The organism is Variovorax paradoxus (assembly GCF_029919115.1).
Taxonomy (GTDB): Bacteria; Pseudomonadota; Gammaproteobacteria; order Burkholderiales; family Burkholderiaceae_C; genus Variovorax; species Variovorax paradoxus_O.
On the sequence record NZ_CP123990.1, the window covers coordinates 1,422,578 to 1,438,436 of the forward strand.

The window sequence follows — 15,859 nt, forward strand, 5'->3', positions numbered from 1 at the left end:
TGCCTCAGACCTTCAGCGCGGGCACGTCGATCCAGCGGCGTTCCTTCCACGACTCGAGCGCGGCCTCGACCAGCTGCACGCCCTTGGCGCCTTCGGGCAGCGTCCACTTGTAGGGCTCGTTCTCGACCACGTGGCGAATGAAGTGCTCCCACTGGATCTTGAAACCGTTGTCGTACACCTGCGAATCGGGAATCTCCTGCCACTGGTCGAAGAAATTCATCATCTGCTTCTCGTCGGGGTTCCACACCGGGCGCGGCGTGGCCACGCGCGATTGAGCCCGGCAGCTCGAGAGGCCCGCCACGGCCGAGCCGTCGGTGCCATCGACGTGGAAGGTTACGAGGTCGTCGCGGCGCACGCGCGTGACCCAGCTCATGTTGATCTGCGCAATGACCGGCTCGCCGTTGTGGCCGGTGAGCTCGCAGGTGGCGTAGGCAGCGTCGTCGGCCGTGGCCTCATAGGGCTTGCCGGCTTCGTCCCAGCGCTTGGGAATGTGGGTGGCGCCCAGGCACGACACCGACTTGACCTCGCCGAACAGGTTGTCCAGCACATAGCGCCAGTGGCACATCATGTCCAGGATCATGCCGCCGCCGTCTTCCTTGCGGTAGTTCCAGCTCGGGCGCTGAATGGGTTGCAGGTCGCCCTCGAACACCCAGTAGCCGAACTCCAGGCGCACGCTGAGCATGCGGCCAAAAAAGCCCGCGCGGCGCAGCATGTCGAGCTTGCGCAGCCCCGGCAGGAAGAGCTTGTCCTGCACGGCGCCGTGCTTGAGGCCCGAGCCTTCGGCCAGGCGCGCGATCTCCACCGCTTCGTTCAGGTTGGTGGCAATCGGCTTCTCGCAGTACACGTGCTTGCCGGCGCGGATGGCCTTGGCCAGCAGCGTGGGGCGCATCTGCGTGGTGCCGGCGTCGAAGAAGATGGTGTCTTCCTTGTTGGCCAGCGCCGCGTCCAGGTCTGTGCCCCAGCGCGCGATGTTGTGCGTCTTGGCAAGCGCTTCCATCTTCTCGGCATTGCGGCCGATGAGGATCGGGTCGGGCATGACCTTGTCGCCGTTCGACAGCGTGACGCCGCCTTGCGCGCGGATCGCGCAGATCGAGCGGATCAAGTGCTGGTTCATGCCCATGCGTCCGGTGACGCCGTGCATGATGATTCCGAGTCGTTGTGTAGCCATGTCTTCAGCCGAGAAAGAGTTGGAGAGAAAGGGAGAAAAGGAGAGGTGCGGATTACTGCGCCGGCGTCAGGCCGGCGGCCTTCACCAGCGTGGCGTTGGACTTGATTTCGTCCTTGATGTAGGCGTCGAACTGCTCGGGCTTGAGCGTCCATGCATCGGCGCCGAGCTTCAGGAAGCGCTCCTTGACCTCGGGCGAGGCGAGCGCCTTCACCACTTCGTCGTGCAGCCGGTTGACGATGTCGCGCGGTGTCTTGGCCGGCGCCATCATGCCGATCCAGAAATTGAACTCGGAGCCCGGCACACCGGCTTCAGCCGTGGTCGGCACATCGGGCAGGGCGGCCGCGCGCTTGGGTGAGCCAACCGCCAGCGCAAGCAACTGGCCTTCCTTGATCTGGCCGATGACCGGCGCGATGGGCGAGAAGTAGTAGTCGACCCGGCCCGACAACACTTCGGTCACGGCCTCGGCCGAGCCCTTGAACGGAATGTTGGTGGCGTCGATCTTTGCCGCCAGCTTGAACTTCTCGGCGTTGAGGTGGGTGGCGCTTCCCTGGCCTGCCGATGCGAAGTTGATGGTGCCGGGCTTGGCCTTGGCTGCGGCGACCAGCTCCTGCAGCGTCTTGATGTTCTTCGCGGGCGAGATCACCAGTGCGTTGGGCAGCGACGAGATGGGCGTGACGGCGGCGAAGTCATTGACCGTGTCGAACGGCAGCTTCGCAAAGGTGGAAGGGCTCACCGTGTGCGACGACGAGTGAATCATGATCGTGTAGCCGTCCGGCGCGGCCGTGGCCACGGCCTGCTGGCCGATGGTGCCGCTGGCGCCGCCGCGGTTGTCGACCACCAGTGTCTGGCCCATGCTCTGGCCCATCTTGTCGGCGATGGCCCGGGCAATGATGTCCGTGGTGCTGCCGGCCGCGAACGGCACGATCACGCGAATGGGCTTGTTGGGATACCCGTTTTGCGCCGATGCCAGACCGGGCATCAAGGCGGCGAGGCAGGTGAGCGTGGCGAGTGCAGTGGTGCGTGCAAGTTGCTTCATGGTTGTCTCCGTGCGGTCGGGCCGCCTTGTCTTGATCGATTAATTCACCAATAAGTGAATTAGACAATTCTAGGAAGGCTGGCGCCTCGGCGCAACCGCCGCTAGTCGGTAGATACCCGGAGATGGAGGAAGGGCGCCCGGACGCTCAGTGCAGCACGTAGCCCAGCACGAGGTCGGTCATATGCGAGAGGCGCTGCGCCATGGCCTTGGGCGCGCGCAGGTCACGGCCGAAGACGGCCGAGAGCGTGTGGTTGTTCGACAGGTAGAAATAGCAGAGCGAGGCGATCGAGATGTAGAGCTGCACCGGGTCGACGCCGGCGCGGAACAGCTTGTCGCGCTTGCCGCGCTCGAGCACCGTGTCGAGCAGTTGCACCAGCGGCGAGTTCATCTCCTGGATGCGTTCGGAGCGCTTGAGGTGCGCGGCGCAGTGCAGGTTTTCGCTGTTGAGCAGCGTGATGAACTCGGGATGCTCGAGGTAGTAGTGCCAGGTGAACGAGACCAGTTGGCGGATGGCCTCGACCGGATCAATCTCGTCCAGGTGCAGCTGCTGCTCGGCCTCGCGGATGTCGGCATAGGTGCGCTCGAGCACCGCCAGGAAGAGGTCGTCCTTGCTGCCGAAGTAATAGTAGATGAGGCGCTTGTTCAGCCCTGCGCGCGCGGCGATGCTGTCCATGCGCGCGCCGGCCAGGCCCCGCTGCGCAAACTCGTCGCGTGCCGACGCAAGAATGGCCAGCTGCGAGCGATCGGCGTCGCGGGAGCGCGGCTCGATGGCTTCGGGCGGGGAATCTTTCGCGGCTTTCATCGCACGAATTTAACCATTTGGTGAATTAACGCAAGGCGTTGGGAGCGGGCGCACATAATTCCGAAGACATTTGCAGCTGAGGTTCGACTTCTCATGAGTACATCACAACCCGCCGGCCACCTGATCGTCGAATGCCTGATCGAGCAGGGCATGGAGATCGCGTTCGGCGTTCCGGGCGAAAGCTTTTTGGCGGTGCTCGACGGCTTTCATGCCTACCGCGATCGCGCGCGGTTCATCGTCAATCGCCAGGAGGGCGGCGCCGCCTTCATGGCGGAGGCGCACGGCAAGCTCACGGGGCGGCCGGGCGTGTGCTTCGTCACCCGCGGGCCGGGCGCCACGAATGCCTCTATCGGCGTGCACAACGCTTTCCAGGATTCCACGCCGATGGTGCTTTTCGTCGGCGACGTGGGCAGCGACTTCCGCGACCGCGAAGCCTTCCAGGAAGTGGACTACGGCAGCTTCTTCGGGCCGAGCACCAAGGGCTTTGCCAAGCGCGTGGAGCGCATCGACGACGCGAATCGAATTCCCGAGTACGTGGCGCGCGCGTTTTCAACGGCGATGAACGGGCGCCCCGGGCCGGTGGTGCTGGTGTTGCCTGAGGACATGCTGCGCACGCAGACCGCGTCGCGCCCGCTGCCGCGCGTGGACGCCGTTCAGCCCTGGAGCGACCCCGGCTCACTGCGCACCTTGCGCGAGTTGCTGCTTCAGTCGCAGCGGCCGCTGGTGATTGCGGGCGGCGGCGGCTGGACGACGCAGGCCGCGCAGGCGCTGCAGCGCTTTGCCGAGAACTGGCGGCTGCCCGTTGCCAATGCGTTCCGCTTTCAGGACACCTTCGACAACCATCATCCGCTCTACGCGGGTGACGTCGGCATTGCCATCAATCCCAAGCTTGCGCAGCGCGTGAAGGACAGCGACCTGATCATTGCCATCGGCCCGCGGCTGGGTGAGATGACGACCGGCGGCTACACGCTGCTCGAAGCGCCGAAGGCCAGGCAGAAGCTGGTGCACATCCATGCGAGCGCGGAAGAACTCAACCGCGTCTACCAGGCAGACCTGGCCATCAACGCCGGCATGAGCGCCGCCGCGCGCAGCCTCGAGGTGCTGAGTGCGCCCAATACCTTGCCGTGGGAGGAGTGGGCCGCACAGGCGCATGCGGACTACGAAGCGAACCTGGAGCCGCAGGCGCTCGCGGGCATGCCGGCTGAAACGCCGCGCGGCCCGGTCGACATGGCGGAGGTGGTCGCGCTGCTGCAGAAGCACCTGCCGCCGGAGGCAGCCATTACCAACGGGGCCGGCAACTTTGCGAGCTGGATGCACCGCTATTTCCGATATCACGGGCTTGCCAAGGGCAGCAAGACGCAACTGGCGCCCACCAGCGGCGCCATGGGCTATGGCGTGCCGGCGGGCATCTCGGCCAACCTTGCAACCGGCCGGGTGGCCTTCACGATTGCGGGCGACGGTGATTTTCTGATGACGGGGCAAGAGCTCGCGACAGCCTCGCAGCATGGCGGCAAGAGCATCATCGTGCTGCTGAACAACGGCATGTTCGGCACCATCCGCATGCACCAGGAGCGCGAATATCCGGAACGCACGAGCGGCACCGTGCTGCGCAACCCCGACTTCTGCGGCCTGGCGCGGGCCTATGGCTATGCCGCCGAACGCGTGACGGAAACCGCGCAGTTCGAAGCCGCGCTGCTGCGCGCACTGGCGGCCGATACGGGCACGCTGATCGAGATTCCGCTGGACCCCGAGGTGATCACGACGCGCGGCACGCTGGCGTCGATCACGCGTGCGGCGCAGGCGCGGGGCTGAGCGAGCAAGGCGCGCCGAGCGCCGCGCGGCCAAAAAAAAGCCGGCATGTGCCGGCTTTTTGGTTCGGGAGCGCGATGAACGCGCAGTACCCGAGCGCTTACTTGACGTGCTTGCCGATCAGCGCGGCCAGTTCGAACATCGACACTTGCGGCTTGCCGAAGATTTCCTTCAGCTTGGCGTCGGCGTTGATGTTGCGCTTGTTGGCCTTGTCTTGAAGGTTGTTCTTCTTGATGTAGTCCCACAGCTTGCTCACGACTGCGGTGCGCGGCAGAGGCGTCGAACCGACCACAGCGGCGAGTGCCGGGCTGGGGGTCAGGGCCTTCATGAACGCGGCGTTGGGCGTGCGCTTCTTGGCGGGAGCGGCCTTCTTTGCAGGAGCCTTCTTCGCCGGTGCAGCCTTCTTCGCAGGAGCAGCCTTCTTTGCGGGAGCTGCCTTCTTAGCCGGTGCGGCCTTCTTTGCAGGAGCCGCAGCCTTCTTGGCGGGAGCGGCCTTCTTTGCCGGAGCTTTCTTGGCCGGAGCCTTCTTTGCAGTTGCCATGGTTGATTTCCTTTTTTGGTTGAACAGTCACCAATGAAAAACTTGCGTCTCCAGTGGCATTGCGGATGCTAAAGGAGAAAAAACGCGTTTCCAAGGGAAAAAGAGCTTTTTTCATTGGGAGTTGTTGTTTTTTCAGAGGGGAGAACCCGAGGTTTTCACCTTCGGCGTTCAGGCCAGGTCGCCAGCACCACACCAATGAGCGCGAGCGCGAATGCAAAGAGCTGTGCTGCGGAGAGGCTTTCGCCCAGCACAAGCACGCCTACAAGGGCCGCGCTCACGGGCAGCATCACCGCGAAAACACCGGCTTGCGCAGCGGGCACATGGCGCAGGCCCGTCATCCAGAGCCACACGGTCCAGATGCTCGCTGCGAGCGCGTAGACCACGAGCAAGGCCCAGGTGCCCATGCGCACGGCGGAGAAGTCGAACTGCAGTGCGAACCAGATGCCGAAGGGCATCGACAGCACGAAGCCCCAGAGGTTGATGAGCGACGAGATCCGCTTGGGCCCCAGGTGGCCGGTGAGCGACTTGCCGATTACCGCGTAGGCTGTCTCGCAAAGCACCGCGCAGAACACGAGCAGGTTGCCGAGCCATGGCATCGATGAGGGCGCCGCGCCGTCTGTGCTTGCCGGTGCATGCGCGGGCGTGAGGGCCAGCAAGCCAATGCCGAGTGCGGCGCAACCGATGGCAAGGCCGATGCGCACCGTGATGCGTTCGCGCAGGAATAGCCAGCTCGCCACCGCCACGGCCGCAGGAATGGACGCCATGATCACGCCCGCGGACACCGCGCTGGTGAGGCTCACGCCGAACAGCATGAAGATCGAGAACAGGAAATTGCCGAGGAACGATTCCAGGAAGACGAGGCCGCGCGTGCGCGCGCTCATGGGCGCTTCGTCCGGCGCGCGCCGGAGCCAATGCGGCATGGCCAATGCTGCGATGCCGAACCGCAGCCATGCGAGCAGCAGCACCGGAAAGGCCGCCACCAGCGGTTTGGAAAGGGCGACGTAGCCGCCGACGAGCGACATGCTCAAGGCCAGGCAGCCATAGGCCGCAAGACGGCTGGAGGCGGGAGCGGCGGTGTTCAATAGACTGGACGGCTTGTTGGGAACGATGGATTCAATGATGCCGCAATCGCTGAGATTCGATGGCGCACCGGCCGTGCGCACACCAGGCCATGTCTTCGTCTACGGCACCCTGCGCCGCGGCGGGCGCAACGACATCGCGCGCTTTCGGCCCGAACCGATCCATGTGGCCGACGCTGCAATCGCAGGCACCTTGTACGACCTGGGCGCCTACCCCGGCCTGGTGCTGAACGGAAAAGGACGCGTGCTGGGCGAGATCTACCGCATCGAGCCCGAGGTGGAGGCGGCGCTCGACGTGCTCGAGGAAGTTGCGGACGACGACTCCGGCGAATACATCAAGCGACGTGTGACGGTGGACGCCGGAACGCGGCAGTTCGAATGCCTGGTCTACGAAATTCATCCGGATCGGATCGATGGGCGTGCGGTGATTGGCAGCGGGGACTGGATTGCGCATGCCGCTGCCAGTGAGTGAAATGAGTGGGCTGCCGCGATGGCTTTTCACAACTGAAGCAGTGATTGCACATTGCGAAATGAGAGGCTGCTGCATTGCAATATTTTTTCTCGATATGAGAAAAATAATTTTGCATGGAGAAATACTGCCGTAAGCTGTTGATTTTGATAGGCTAAAAATATGTCTTCTATAAGACATAAGAGTGTTGCTTGCGCTTAAAGTAACTCCACGGCCGCAGCGCCCAACCTTCAATCAACCTCACGGAGTGACCATGCCCCAGACCCTTACCGAACAACTGAGCCGCGAACAGCAAATTGCCGCCCTCGAGAAAGACTGGGCCACCAATCCCCGCTGGAAGGGCATCAAGCGCGGCTACAGCGCGGCCGACGTTGTGCGCCTTCGCGGCTCGTTCCCCATCGAGCACACGCTGGCCCGCCGCGGCGCCGAGAAGCTCTGGGAGCTGGTGAACAACGAGCCCTACGTCAACTGCCTCGGCGCGCTCACGGGCGGCCAGGCCATGCAGCAGGTGAAGGCCGGTGTGAAGGCCATCTACCTGTCGGGCTGGCAGGTTGCGGCAGATGCCAACAGCTATTCGTCGATGTATCCCGACCAGTCGCTGTATCCGGTGGATTCGGTGCCCAATGTGGTCGAGCGCATCAACAACACCTTCCGCCGCGCGGACGAAATCCAGTGGTCGAAGAACGTGAACCCGGGCGACAAGGGCTATGTCGATTATTTCGCCCCCATCGTTGCCGATGCCGAAGCAGGCTTTGGCGGCGTGCTGAACGGCTTCGAACTGATGAAGGCCATGATCAAGGCCGGCGCCGGCGGCGTGCACTTCGAAGACCAGCTCGCCTCGGTCAAGAAGTGCGGCCACATGGGCGGCAAGGTGCTCGTGCCCACCACCGAGGCCGTGCAGAAGCTCATCGCAGCGCGCATGGCGGCTGACGTTTGCGGCACGCCGACGCTCGTGATTGCACGCACCGATGCGGAAGCGGCCGACCTCATCACGAGCGACTACGACGAGAACGACAAGCCCTTCCTGACCGGTGAGCGCACCGCGGAGGGCTTCTACAAGACGAAGAAGGGCATGGAGCAGGCCATCAGCCGCGCCGTTGCCTACGCGTATTACGCCGACCTGGTGTGGTGCGAAACCGGCACGCCCGACCTCGAATTTGCCCGCAAGTTCGCTGAAGCCGTGCACAAGGTGCACCCCGGCAAGATGTTGGCCTACAACTGCTCGCCGTCGTTCAACTGGAAGAAGAACCTCGACGATGCGACCATTGCCAAGTTCCAGAAGGAGCTGGGCGCCATGGGCTACAAGTACCAGTTCATCACGCTGGCCGGCATTCACTCGATGTGGTTCAACATGTTCGACCTGGCGCAAGACTACGTGCAGCGCGGCATGTCGGCCTATGTCGAGAAGGTGCAAGAGCCCGAGTTCGCAGCACGCGACCGCGGCTACACCTTCGTGTCGCACCAGCAGGAAGTGGGCACCGGCTACTTCGACGAGGTGACCACGGTCATCCAGGGCGGCAAGTCCAGCGTCACGGCGCTGACGGGCTCGACCGAAGAAGAACAGTTCCACTGATCGGCCGTTACTCGAACCGCCTCCACAGGCGGTTCGCGGCCACCTAAGAGCCCGGCCCTGCGCCGGGTTTTTTTCATCTGGGCGTGCAAGACCCGATGCCGACGGCCTGAACCGGCAGCGGATAGAATTGCGGTCTCTGCACCCAACAAGAGCGAGAAAGGCACCCTGGTTATGACACCGCGAACTACTCCGCAAGGATTCAGCGGCTTTTTCTTCTTCGAAGGAAAAGGCCGGTAGACCGCGCACGCTGGTTTCTTCCAGCTCTCACACCAGGCAAAGCGCGGCAATCACCGCGCTTTTTTGTTTTTCGCCCAAGGTTTTTTCCATGATCCAGATCACGCTTCCCGACAACTCGCGCCGCGAGTTCCCCGGCCCGGTTTCGGTGGCCGAAGTTGCCCAGTCCATCGGACCGGGGCTCGCCAAGATGACGGTGGCCGGCAAGGTCGACGGCAAACTGGTCGATGCCAGCGACGTCATCGACCGCGACGCCAAGCTGCAGATCATCACGCCCAAGGACGACGAGGGCCTGGAGATCATCCGCCACTCGACGGCCCATCTGGTCGGCCATGCGGTGAAGCAGCTGTATCCGACGGCCAAGATGGTCATCGGCCCGGTGATCGAAGAGGGCTTTTATTACGACATTTCGTACGAGCGCCCCTTCACGCCCGAAGACATGGCGGCCATCGAGGCGCGCATGCGCGAGCTCATTGCGCAGGATTACGACGTGGTCAAGAAGATGACGCCGCGCGCCGAAGTCATCGAGGTGTTCAAGTCGCGCGGCGAAGACTACAAGCTGCGCCTCGTCGAGGACATGCCCGACGAGCAGGCCATGGGCCTGTACTACCACCAGGAATACGTGGACATGTGCCGCGGCCCGCACGTGCCGAACACGCGCTTCCTGAAGGTCTTCAAGCTCACGAAGCTGGCCGGCGCCTACTGGCGCGGCGACGCCAAGAACGAGCAGCTGCAGCGTATCTACGGCACGGCCTGGGCCGACAAGAAGCAGCTCGACCAGTACATCCAGCGCATCGAAGAGGCCGAGAAGCGCGACCACCGCAAGCTGGGCAAGGAACTCGACCTGTTCCACATCGACGAAGTGGCGCCGGGCGTGGTGTTCTGGCACCCCAAGGGTTGGGCCGTGTGGCAGGCGGTGGAGCAGTACATGCGCGGCATCTACCGCGACACGGGCTACTGGGAAGTGAAGGGCCCGCAGATCCTGGACAAGAGCCTGTGGGAGAAAACGGGCCACTGGCAGAACTACCGCGACAACATGTTCACGACGGAATCGGAAAAGCGCGAATACGCGCTCAAGCCGATGAACTGCCCTGGCCATGTGCTCATCTTCAAGAGCGACCTGCGCAGCTACCGCGACCTGCCGCTGCGCTACGGCGAATTCGGCCAGTGCCACCGCAACGAACCCAGCGGCGCGCTGCACGGCATCATGCGCGTGCGCGGCTTCACGCAGGACGACGGCCACATCTTCTGCACGGAAGACCAGATCCTCGACGAGTGCATTGCGTACACCGAACAGCTGCAGAAGGTGTATGCCGACTTCGGCTTCACGGACATCCTCTACAAGGTGGCCACACGGCCCGACAACCGCGTGGGCTCCGACGAGCTGTGGGACAAGGCCGAGCATGCCGTGATGGAGGCGCTGCGCCGCTCCGGGGTCGACTTCATCATCTCTCCCGGCGACGGCGCCTTCTACGGCCCGAAGATCGAATACACGCTGAAGGACGCGCTGGGCCGCCAGTGGCAGTGCGGCACGATGCAGGTCGACTTCAACACGGCCGAGCGCCTGGGCGGCGAATACGTCACGGAATCGAGCGGCCGCGCCCATCCGGTCATGCTGCACCGCGCCATCGTAGGTAGCCTGGAGCGCTTCATCGGCATGCTGATCGAACACCATGCCGGCGCACTGCCCGCATGGCTCGCTCCGGTGCAGGTGGCGGTGCTCAATATCAGCGAAGGGCAGGCGGATTACGCCGCTTCAGTGGCGAAAACGCTGCAGAATCAAGGGCTTAGGGTTCAGCTGGACCTGCACAACGAGAAGATTACGTATAAAATACGCAAGCATTCGTTGCAAAAGCTTCCCTATATCCTCGTCGTAGGCGACAAGGAGAAGGAAGCCGGTGCCGTCGCAGTGCGCGCCCGGGGCAATCAAGACCTCGGTGCAATGTCCCTCGGATCGTTCGTACTACGGCTCGTTCAGGATATTGCTGACAAGCGTTGATTTGTCCCGGAAGCACCCTCACATGTGTTTCTTGAGCCATTTTGCCGCTTGTTCGCGAGAACTGACCGGCGTCCGCTACAGATTTTGTAGCAACTTTTGAAGGATTCTGACCATCGCTACTGCATTTCGCGACCGCCGCCACCGCGAGGAACGCCAACACCGCCTGAACCGGGAAATCATGGCCCCGGAAGTCCGCCTTGTAGGCCCGGAAAACGAGCCATTGGGTGTTATGAGTCTCTCCGAGGCCTTGCGCCTCGCCGGTGAGGCTGACGTGGATCTGGTCGAGGTCGTTGCCGCGGCCAACCCGCCTGTCTGTCGTCTGATCGAGTACGGCAAGTTCAAGTACCACGAGCAGAAGAAGGCGGCCGAGGCAAAGTCGAAGCAGAAGGTCATCGAGGTCAAGGAAATCAAGTTCCGGCCCGGTACCGACGATGGTGACTACAACATCAAGATGCGCAACATCAAGCGCTTTCTTGAAGAGGGCGACAAATGCAAGATCACGCTGCGCTTTCGCGGCCGCGAGATCACGCACCAGGAGCTCGGTTTGGCTTTGCTGCAGCGCATTCGCGATGAGTTGGGCGACCTGATCGTCGTCGAGCAGTTCCCGAAGCTCGAAGGCCGGCAGATGATCATGATGATCGCTCCGGGCCGAAAGAAGCCGGGCGGCGGTACCGCCAAGCCGGCGTCGTCGGAAACGTCGGCGCCTGCAGCAGCCTGAAAAGGCCGGCTGAGTGACAGAGAGATAGCAGGGTTTTAAAGAATTTCGCCTTTGAGGGCGCTTCGAAAGAAGTGCCGGCAGGGGCGAAATAAAGAAGTGTCTCGGGGCCAACAAGTCCGTGGAGTATCCGCGGCGCCTCACGAGCACAAACTAAAGGAGCATTCATATGCCCAAAATGAAGACCAAGAGCAGCGCGAAAAAACGTTTCCGCGTTCGTCCCGGTGGCACCGTCAAGCGCGGTCAAGCCTTCAAACGTCACATCTTGACCAAGAAGACCACCAAGAACAAGCGTCACCTCCGTGGTGCAGTCGCAGTGCATGAAACCAACATGGTTTCCGTCGCCGCCATGCTGCCAGGCCGTGGCATTTAACTCAGACGAACAAGGAGTACACACATGCCTCGCGTCAAACGTGGTGTAACGGCTCGCGCCCGCCACAAGAAAGTTCTCGCACTCGCCAAGGGTTTCCGTGGTCGCCGCGGTAATGTCTTCCGCATCGCCAAACAGGCGGTAATGAAGGCTGGGCAATATGCCTACCGTGACCGCCGCACCAAGAAGCGCGTTTTCCGTCAACTGTGGATCGCGCGTATCAACGCCGCCTCGCGTGAACTGGGCCTGACCTACAGCCAGTTCGCAAACGGCATCCGCAAGGCCGGAATCGAGATCGACCGCAAGATGCTTGCGGACATCGCAGTGCACGACAAGGCCGCTTTTGCCGGCATCGTGGAGCAGGTCAAGGCCAAGCTGGCTGCTTGATCCTGTACAGCAGGGCGGCTGTCTTCGTGGCAGCCTCCTGCGCCCACGACACAAGGGCTGGCGCTTGAAAAGGCTCCAGCTCTTTTTTTATTTCCCCCGCCTATTTTTTGTTGCTATGAACGAGTTGGACTCCCTGGTCGACACCGCACGCGTTGCCTTCGCCGAAGCGAAAACGCCCGCCGAGCTCGAGAACGCCAAGGCGCAGTTCCTCGGCAAATCGGGCCGCATCACCGAGCTGATGAAGGGCATGGCCGCGCTCAGCGTCGACGAGAAGAAGTCGCGCGGCGCCGCAATCAATGTGGCCAAGCAGGCCATCGAGTCCGCACTGACCGAACGCCGCCAGCAGCTGGCGGACGAGGAGCTTTCGCAACAGCTGCGCGCAGAAGCGCTTGACGTGAGCCTGCCTGGCCGCCGCCGCATTCCGGGCGGCCTGCACCCGGTGAGCCGCACCCTGGAGCGCATCGAGGAGATCTTCTCGAGCATGGGCTTCGACGTGGCCGACGGCCCGGAGATCGAGAGCGACTGGCACAGCTTCACCTCGCTCAACAACCCGCCGAACCATCCGGCGCGTTCGATGCAGGACACGTTCTATGTCGACCTGAACGGCGACGACGGCATTCCGTACAACCTGCGTCCGCACACCAGCCCGATGCAGGTGCGCTATGCGCATCAGCACATCAAGAAGTACGCGGCCGAGTTCGCGGCCGCAGCCGCAGACACCACCGGTGCCGTCAAGGCGCCCGAGATCCGCGTGATTGCGCCGGGCCGCACCTACCGTGTAGACAGCGATGCCACCCACTCGCCCATGTTCCACCAGTGCGAAGGCCTGTGGCTTGGCGAGAACGTGAGCTTCAAGGACCTGAAGGTCGTCTTCACGGACTTCTGCCGTACCTTCTTCGAGAGCGACGACCTCGTGCTGCGCTTTCGGCCGAGCTTCTTCCCGTTTACCGAGCCCAGCGCCGAGATCGACATCCAGTTTGCGAGCGGCCCGCTCGCCGGCCGCTGGCTCGAAGTCGCGGGCTCTGGCCAAGTGCACCCGAACGTGGTGCGCAACATGGGGCTCGACCCGGAGCGCTACATCGGCTTTGCCTTTGGCATGGGCCCCGACCGGCTCACGATGCTGCGCTACGGCGTGAACGATTTGCGGCTGTTCTTCGACGGCGACTTGCGCTTTCTCTCGCAGTTCCAGTAAGCACCCATCCATAGAAAAACCGAATACGAGATCGAAGAGATGCAATTCCCGGAATCCTGGCTGCGCGAGTTCTGCAATCCGCCCCTCGGCAGCGCCGAACTGGCCGAAACGCTCACCATGGGCGGTTTCGAGGTCGAAGAGCGCCGCCCCGTCGCGCCGCCCTTCAGCCGCATCGTGGTCGGCGAAATCAAGGAAGCCGTGCAGCACCCCAATGCCGATCGGCTGCGCGTGTGCCAAGTCGACGTGGGGCAGGGCGCCTTGCTCAACATCGTGTGCGGCGCACCCAATGCGCGCGTCGGCATCAAGGTGCCTTGCGCGCTGGTCGGCGCCGAACTGCCGCCGGGCGAAGACGGCAAGCCCTTTCTCATCAAGCTCGGCAAGCTGCGTGGTGTCGAGAGCCAAGGCATGCTGTGCTCCGCACGCGAACTGCAATTGAGCGAAGACCATGGGGGCCTGCTCGAGCTCGACGCCGGTGCGCCCATTGGCGCCGACGTGCGCGACGTGCTCAAGCTCGACGACGCGCTGCTCACCCTCAAGCTCACGCCCAACCTTGCCCACGGCCTGAGCGTCTACGGTGTTGCGCGCGAACTCGCAGCGCTCACCGGCGCGCCGCTCAAGACGCCGGCCATCCCGCCGGTGGCCGCATCGTTTGCCGATGTGCTGCCGGTGAAGGTGGAAGCACCCGAACTCTGCGGCCGTTTTTCGGGCCGCATTGTGCGCGGTGTGAACACCAAGGTGGCCACGCCGGCATGGATGGTCGAGCGGCTTGCGCGCTGCGGCCAACGCAGCGTGACGCCGCTGGTCGACATCTCGAACTACGTCATGTTCGAATACGGCCAGCCCAGCCACATCTTCGACCTCGACAAGATCCATGGCGGCCTCACGGTGCGCTGGGGCAAGGCGGGCGAACAGCTCAAGCTGCTGAACGGCAACACCATCAGCGTCGACGACAAGGTCGGCGTGATTGCCGACAACGAGGCCGTCGAGTCACTCGCCGGCATCATGGGCGGCGACGCGACCTCCGTGTCCGACGACACTCGCAACATCTACGTCGAGGCCGCCTTCTGGTGGCCCGAAGCCGTTCAGGGCCGCTCGCGCCGCTTCAACTTTTCGACCGACGCAGGGCACCGCTATGAGCGCGGTGTCGATCCGAGCCGCACGGTGGAGATCATCGAGCGCATCACGCAGCTCATCATCGAGATCTGCGGCGGCCAGGCCGGCGCCATGGACGACAAGATCCTGAACGTGCCCGAAGCCATGCCGGTCACGTTGCGCGTGGCACGCGCAGCGCGCGTCATCGGCATGCCGCTCACGCAGGCGCAATGCGCCGACGCGCTGCGCCGCCTCGGCTTTGCCCTCAGCGAAGGCGAGGGCACATTGACCGTGACTCCGCCGCCGCATCGCTTCGACCTGCTGATCGAGGAAGACCTGATCGAAGAGGTTGCGCGCCTCATCGGCTTCAACAACCTGCCGACCACGGCGCCGCTGGCGCCCATCACGGCACGTGTGCGTCCCGAGGCGCAGCGCAGCCGCTTCGCGGTGCGCCGCAGCATCGCGGCGCTCGGCTACCAGGAAACCATCAACTTCAGCTTCGTGGAAGCGCATTGGGAGCAAGACCTCGCCGGCAATGCCAACCCCGTCAAGCTGCTGAACCCCATCGCCAGCCAGATGAGCGTGATGCGCTCGTCGCTGATCGGCTCGCTGCTGCAGGTGCTCAAGTTCAATCTCGACCGCAAGGCGCCGCGCGTGCGCGTGTTCGAACTGGGCCGCGTGTTCATGCGCGACGACAGCGTGGCCACCACCGACAGCACCGTACGCGGCGTACACCAGCCGATGCGGGTGGCCGGCCTTGCATGGGGCGATGCCGAAGAAGCGCGCTGGGACGGCAAGCCGCATCGTGTCGACTTCTACGACGCCAAGGGCGACGTCGAAGCATTGCTCGCGCCGCTGGTGCCGAGCTTCGAGGCGGCCGAGCATCCCGCCCTGCACCCCGGCCGCTCGGCGCGCGTGCTGATCGACGGCAAGGCCATCGGCTTTGTCGGCGAGCTGCACCCGCGCTGGCGCCAGAAGTGGGACTTTGCGCTGGCCCCGGTGATCTTCGAACTGGACCTCGACGCCGTTGCCGCGCGCCCCGTGCCCGTGGCAAAGCCTGTGCCCAAGCACCAGGCCGTCGAGCGCGACATCGCCGTGGTGGTGGCCGAGGCCGTCACGCACAATGCGTTGATGCAGACCATCCATTCGGCTGCGGCAGCCCAGGGGCTGCTGCGGGACGCCACGCTGTTCGACATCTATCGCCCGCAACCTGCGCGCGACGGTGCCGTGCCGGCATCGGGAGGCCTGGCGCACGGGGACAAGAGCATGGCGGTGCGCCTGAGCTTCCAGGACGACAACGCCACGCTGACGGACGAGCAGGTGGAGCCGGCCGTGCGCGCCATCGTCGAACAATTGAGCGCCAAGCTCGGCGCACGCCTGAGGGGTTGATGAG

Annotated in this window: 14 protein-coding genes; 9 read left to right on the forward strand and 5 right to left on the reverse strand. The window is 63.6% G+C overall.

From position 1 onward, the window contains the following. Window positions 1–4: 4 nt before the first annotated feature. The 3 genes from QHG62_RS07030 to QHG62_RS07040 all read right to left on the reverse strand — a co-directional run bounded on the left by QHG62_RS07030 (window position 5) and on the right by QHG62_RS07040 (window position 3,006). A complete protein-coding gene (locus tag QHG62_RS07030) occupies window positions 5–1,168 on the reverse strand; it encodes a Gfo/Idh/MocA family protein (protein ID WP_126748895.1) in 1,164 nt (387 codons plus the stop codon). A 52-nt stretch (window positions 1,169–1,220) separates the two neighbouring features. Next, on the reverse strand, window positions 1,221–2,204 hold the full coding sequence (locus QHG62_RS07035; protein ID WP_281150162.1) for a tripartite tricarboxylate transporter substrate binding protein: 984 nt from the start codon (window positions 2,202–2,204) through the stop codon (window positions 1,221–1,223). A gap of 145 nt (window positions 2,205–2,349) precedes the next feature. Further along, entirely contained in the window at window positions 2,350–3,006 is a 657-nt protein-coding gene (locus tag QHG62_RS07040) for a TetR/AcrR family transcriptional regulator (protein ID WP_126748897.1), read from the reverse strand. 93 nt (window positions 3,007–3,099) lie between these two features. On the opposite strand from QHG62_RS07040, the gene QHG62_RS07045 reads away from it, so the two are divergent. Next, window positions 3,100–4,818: a thiamine pyrophosphate-binding protein gene (locus QHG62_RS07045; protein WP_281150163.1), complete on the forward strand. Its 1,719-nt coding sequence runs from the start codon at window positions 3,100–3,102 to the stop codon at window positions 4,816–4,818. Between the two features lie 97 nt (window positions 4,819–4,915). On the opposite strand, the gene QHG62_RS07050 is transcribed toward QHG62_RS07045, so the two are convergent. Next, window positions 4,916–5,356: an SWIB/MDM2 domain-containing protein gene (locus tag QHG62_RS07050; RefSeq protein WP_019653319.1), complete on the reverse strand. Its 441-nt coding sequence runs from the start codon at window positions 5,354–5,356 to the stop codon at window positions 4,916–4,918. A 155-nt stretch (window positions 5,357–5,511) separates the two neighbouring features. Next, window positions 5,512–6,438 carry a DMT family transporter gene (locus QHG62_RS07055; protein WP_281150164.1) on the reverse strand — a complete coding sequence of 309 codons (927 nt, stop codon included), beginning with the start codon at window positions 6,436–6,438 and terminating at the stop codon, window positions 5,512–5,514. Window positions 6,439–6,475: 37 nt separating this feature from the next. On the opposite strand from QHG62_RS07055, the gene QHG62_RS07060 reads away from it, so the two are divergent. The 8 genes from QHG62_RS07060 (at window position 6,476) to pheT (ending at window position 15,855) form a co-directional block, all read left to right on the forward strand. Further along, the gene (locus QHG62_RS07060) at window positions 6,476–6,907 is read left to right on the forward strand and encodes a gamma-glutamylcyclotransferase family protein (protein WP_281151521.1); all 432 of its coding nucleotides are present in this window, start codon (window positions 6,476–6,478) and stop codon (window positions 6,905–6,907) included. Window positions 6,908–7,157: 250 nt separating this feature from the next. Beyond that, the gene (gene aceA, locus QHG62_RS07065) at window positions 7,158–8,477 is read left to right on the forward strand and encodes an isocitrate lyase (RefSeq protein WP_281150165.1); all 1,320 of its coding nucleotides are present in this window, start codon (window positions 7,158–7,160) and stop codon (window positions 8,475–8,477) included. A gap of 325 nt (window positions 8,478–8,802) precedes the next feature. Further along, window positions 8,803–10,710, forward strand: a complete 1,908-nt coding sequence (thrS, locus tag QHG62_RS07070; RefSeq protein ID WP_281150166.1) for a threonine--tRNA ligase — start codon at window positions 8,803–8,805, stop codon at window positions 10,708–10,710. 103 nt (window positions 10,711–10,813) lie between these two features. Continuing rightward, a complete protein-coding gene (gene infC, locus QHG62_RS07075) occupies window positions 10,814–11,428 on the forward strand; it encodes a translation initiation factor IF-3 (RefSeq protein WP_157616638.1) in 615 nt (204 codons plus the stop codon). A 166-nt stretch (window positions 11,429–11,594) separates the two neighbouring features. Continuing rightward, window positions 11,595–11,798, forward strand: a complete 204-nt coding sequence (rpmI, locus tag QHG62_RS07080; protein ID WP_007832497.1) for a 50S ribosomal protein L35 — start codon at window positions 11,595–11,597, stop codon at window positions 11,796–11,798. 24 nt (window positions 11,799–11,822) lie between these two features. Next, the gene (gene rplT, locus QHG62_RS07085; RefSeq protein WP_012747009.1) at window positions 11,823–12,182 is read left to right on the forward strand and encodes a 50S ribosomal protein L20; all 360 of its coding nucleotides are present in this window, start codon (window positions 11,823–11,825) and stop codon (window positions 12,180–12,182) included. Between the two features lie 115 nt (window positions 12,183–12,297). Beyond that, entirely contained in the window at window positions 12,298–13,374 is a 1,077-nt protein-coding gene (pheS, locus tag QHG62_RS07090) for a phenylalanine--tRNA ligase subunit alpha (RefSeq protein ID WP_281150169.1), read from the forward strand. A 39-nt stretch (window positions 13,375–13,413) separates the two neighbouring features. Further along, the gene (gene pheT, locus QHG62_RS07095; protein ID WP_281150171.1) at window positions 13,414–15,855 is read left to right on the forward strand and encodes a phenylalanine--tRNA ligase subunit beta; all 2,442 of its coding nucleotides are present in this window, start codon (window positions 13,414–13,416) and stop codon (window positions 15,853–15,855) included. Window positions 15,856–15,859 lie beyond the last annotated feature (4 nt).

What these genes read in the sequence shown, in the direction of transcription:
- pheS (WP_281150169.1), top strand. Translation starts at nt 12,298, where the DNA reads ATGAACGAGTTGGACTCCCTGGTCGACACCGCACGCGTTGCCTTCGCC.
- QHG62_RS07030 (WP_126748895.1), bottom strand. Translation starts at nt 1,168, where the DNA reads ATGGCTACACAACGACTCGGAATCATCATGCACGGCGTCACCGGACGC.
- rplT (WP_012747009.1), top strand. Translation starts at nt 11,823, where the DNA reads ATGCCTCGCGTCAAACGTGGTGTAACGGCTCGCGCCCGCCACAAGAAA.
- pheT (WP_281150171.1), top strand. Translation starts at nt 13,414, where the DNA reads ATGCAATTCCCGGAATCCTGGCTGCGCGAGTTCTGCAATCCGCCCCTC.
- QHG62_RS07050 (WP_019653319.1), bottom strand. Translation starts at nt 5,356, where the DNA reads ATGGCAACTGCAAAGAAGGCTCCGGCCAAGAAAGCTCCGGCAAAGAAG.
- thrS (WP_281150166.1), top strand. Translation starts at nt 8,803, where the DNA reads ATGATCCAGATCACGCTTCCCGACAACTCGCGCCGCGAGTTCCCCGGC.
- QHG62_RS07040 (WP_126748897.1), bottom strand. Translation starts at nt 3,006, where the DNA reads ATGAAAGCCGCGAAAGATTCCCCGCCCGAAGCCATCGAGCCGCGCTCC.
- rpmI (WP_007832497.1), top strand. Translation starts at nt 11,595, where the DNA reads ATGCCCAAAATGAAGACCAAGAGCAGCGCGAAAAAACGTTTCCGCGTT.
- aceA (WP_281150165.1), top strand. Translation starts at nt 7,158, where the DNA reads ATGCCCCAGACCCTTACCGAACAACTGAGCCGCGAACAGCAAATTGCC.
- QHG62_RS07045 (WP_281150163.1), top strand. Translation starts at nt 3,100, where the DNA reads ATGAGTACATCACAACCCGCCGGCCACCTGATCGTCGAATGCCTGATC.
- QHG62_RS07060 (WP_281151521.1), top strand. Translation starts at nt 6,476, where the DNA reads ATGCCGCAATCGCTGAGATTCGATGGCGCACCGGCCGTGCGCACACCA.
- QHG62_RS07035 (WP_281150162.1), bottom strand. Translation starts at nt 2,204, where the DNA reads ATGAAGCAACTTGCACGCACCACTGCACTCGCCACGCTCACCTGCCTC.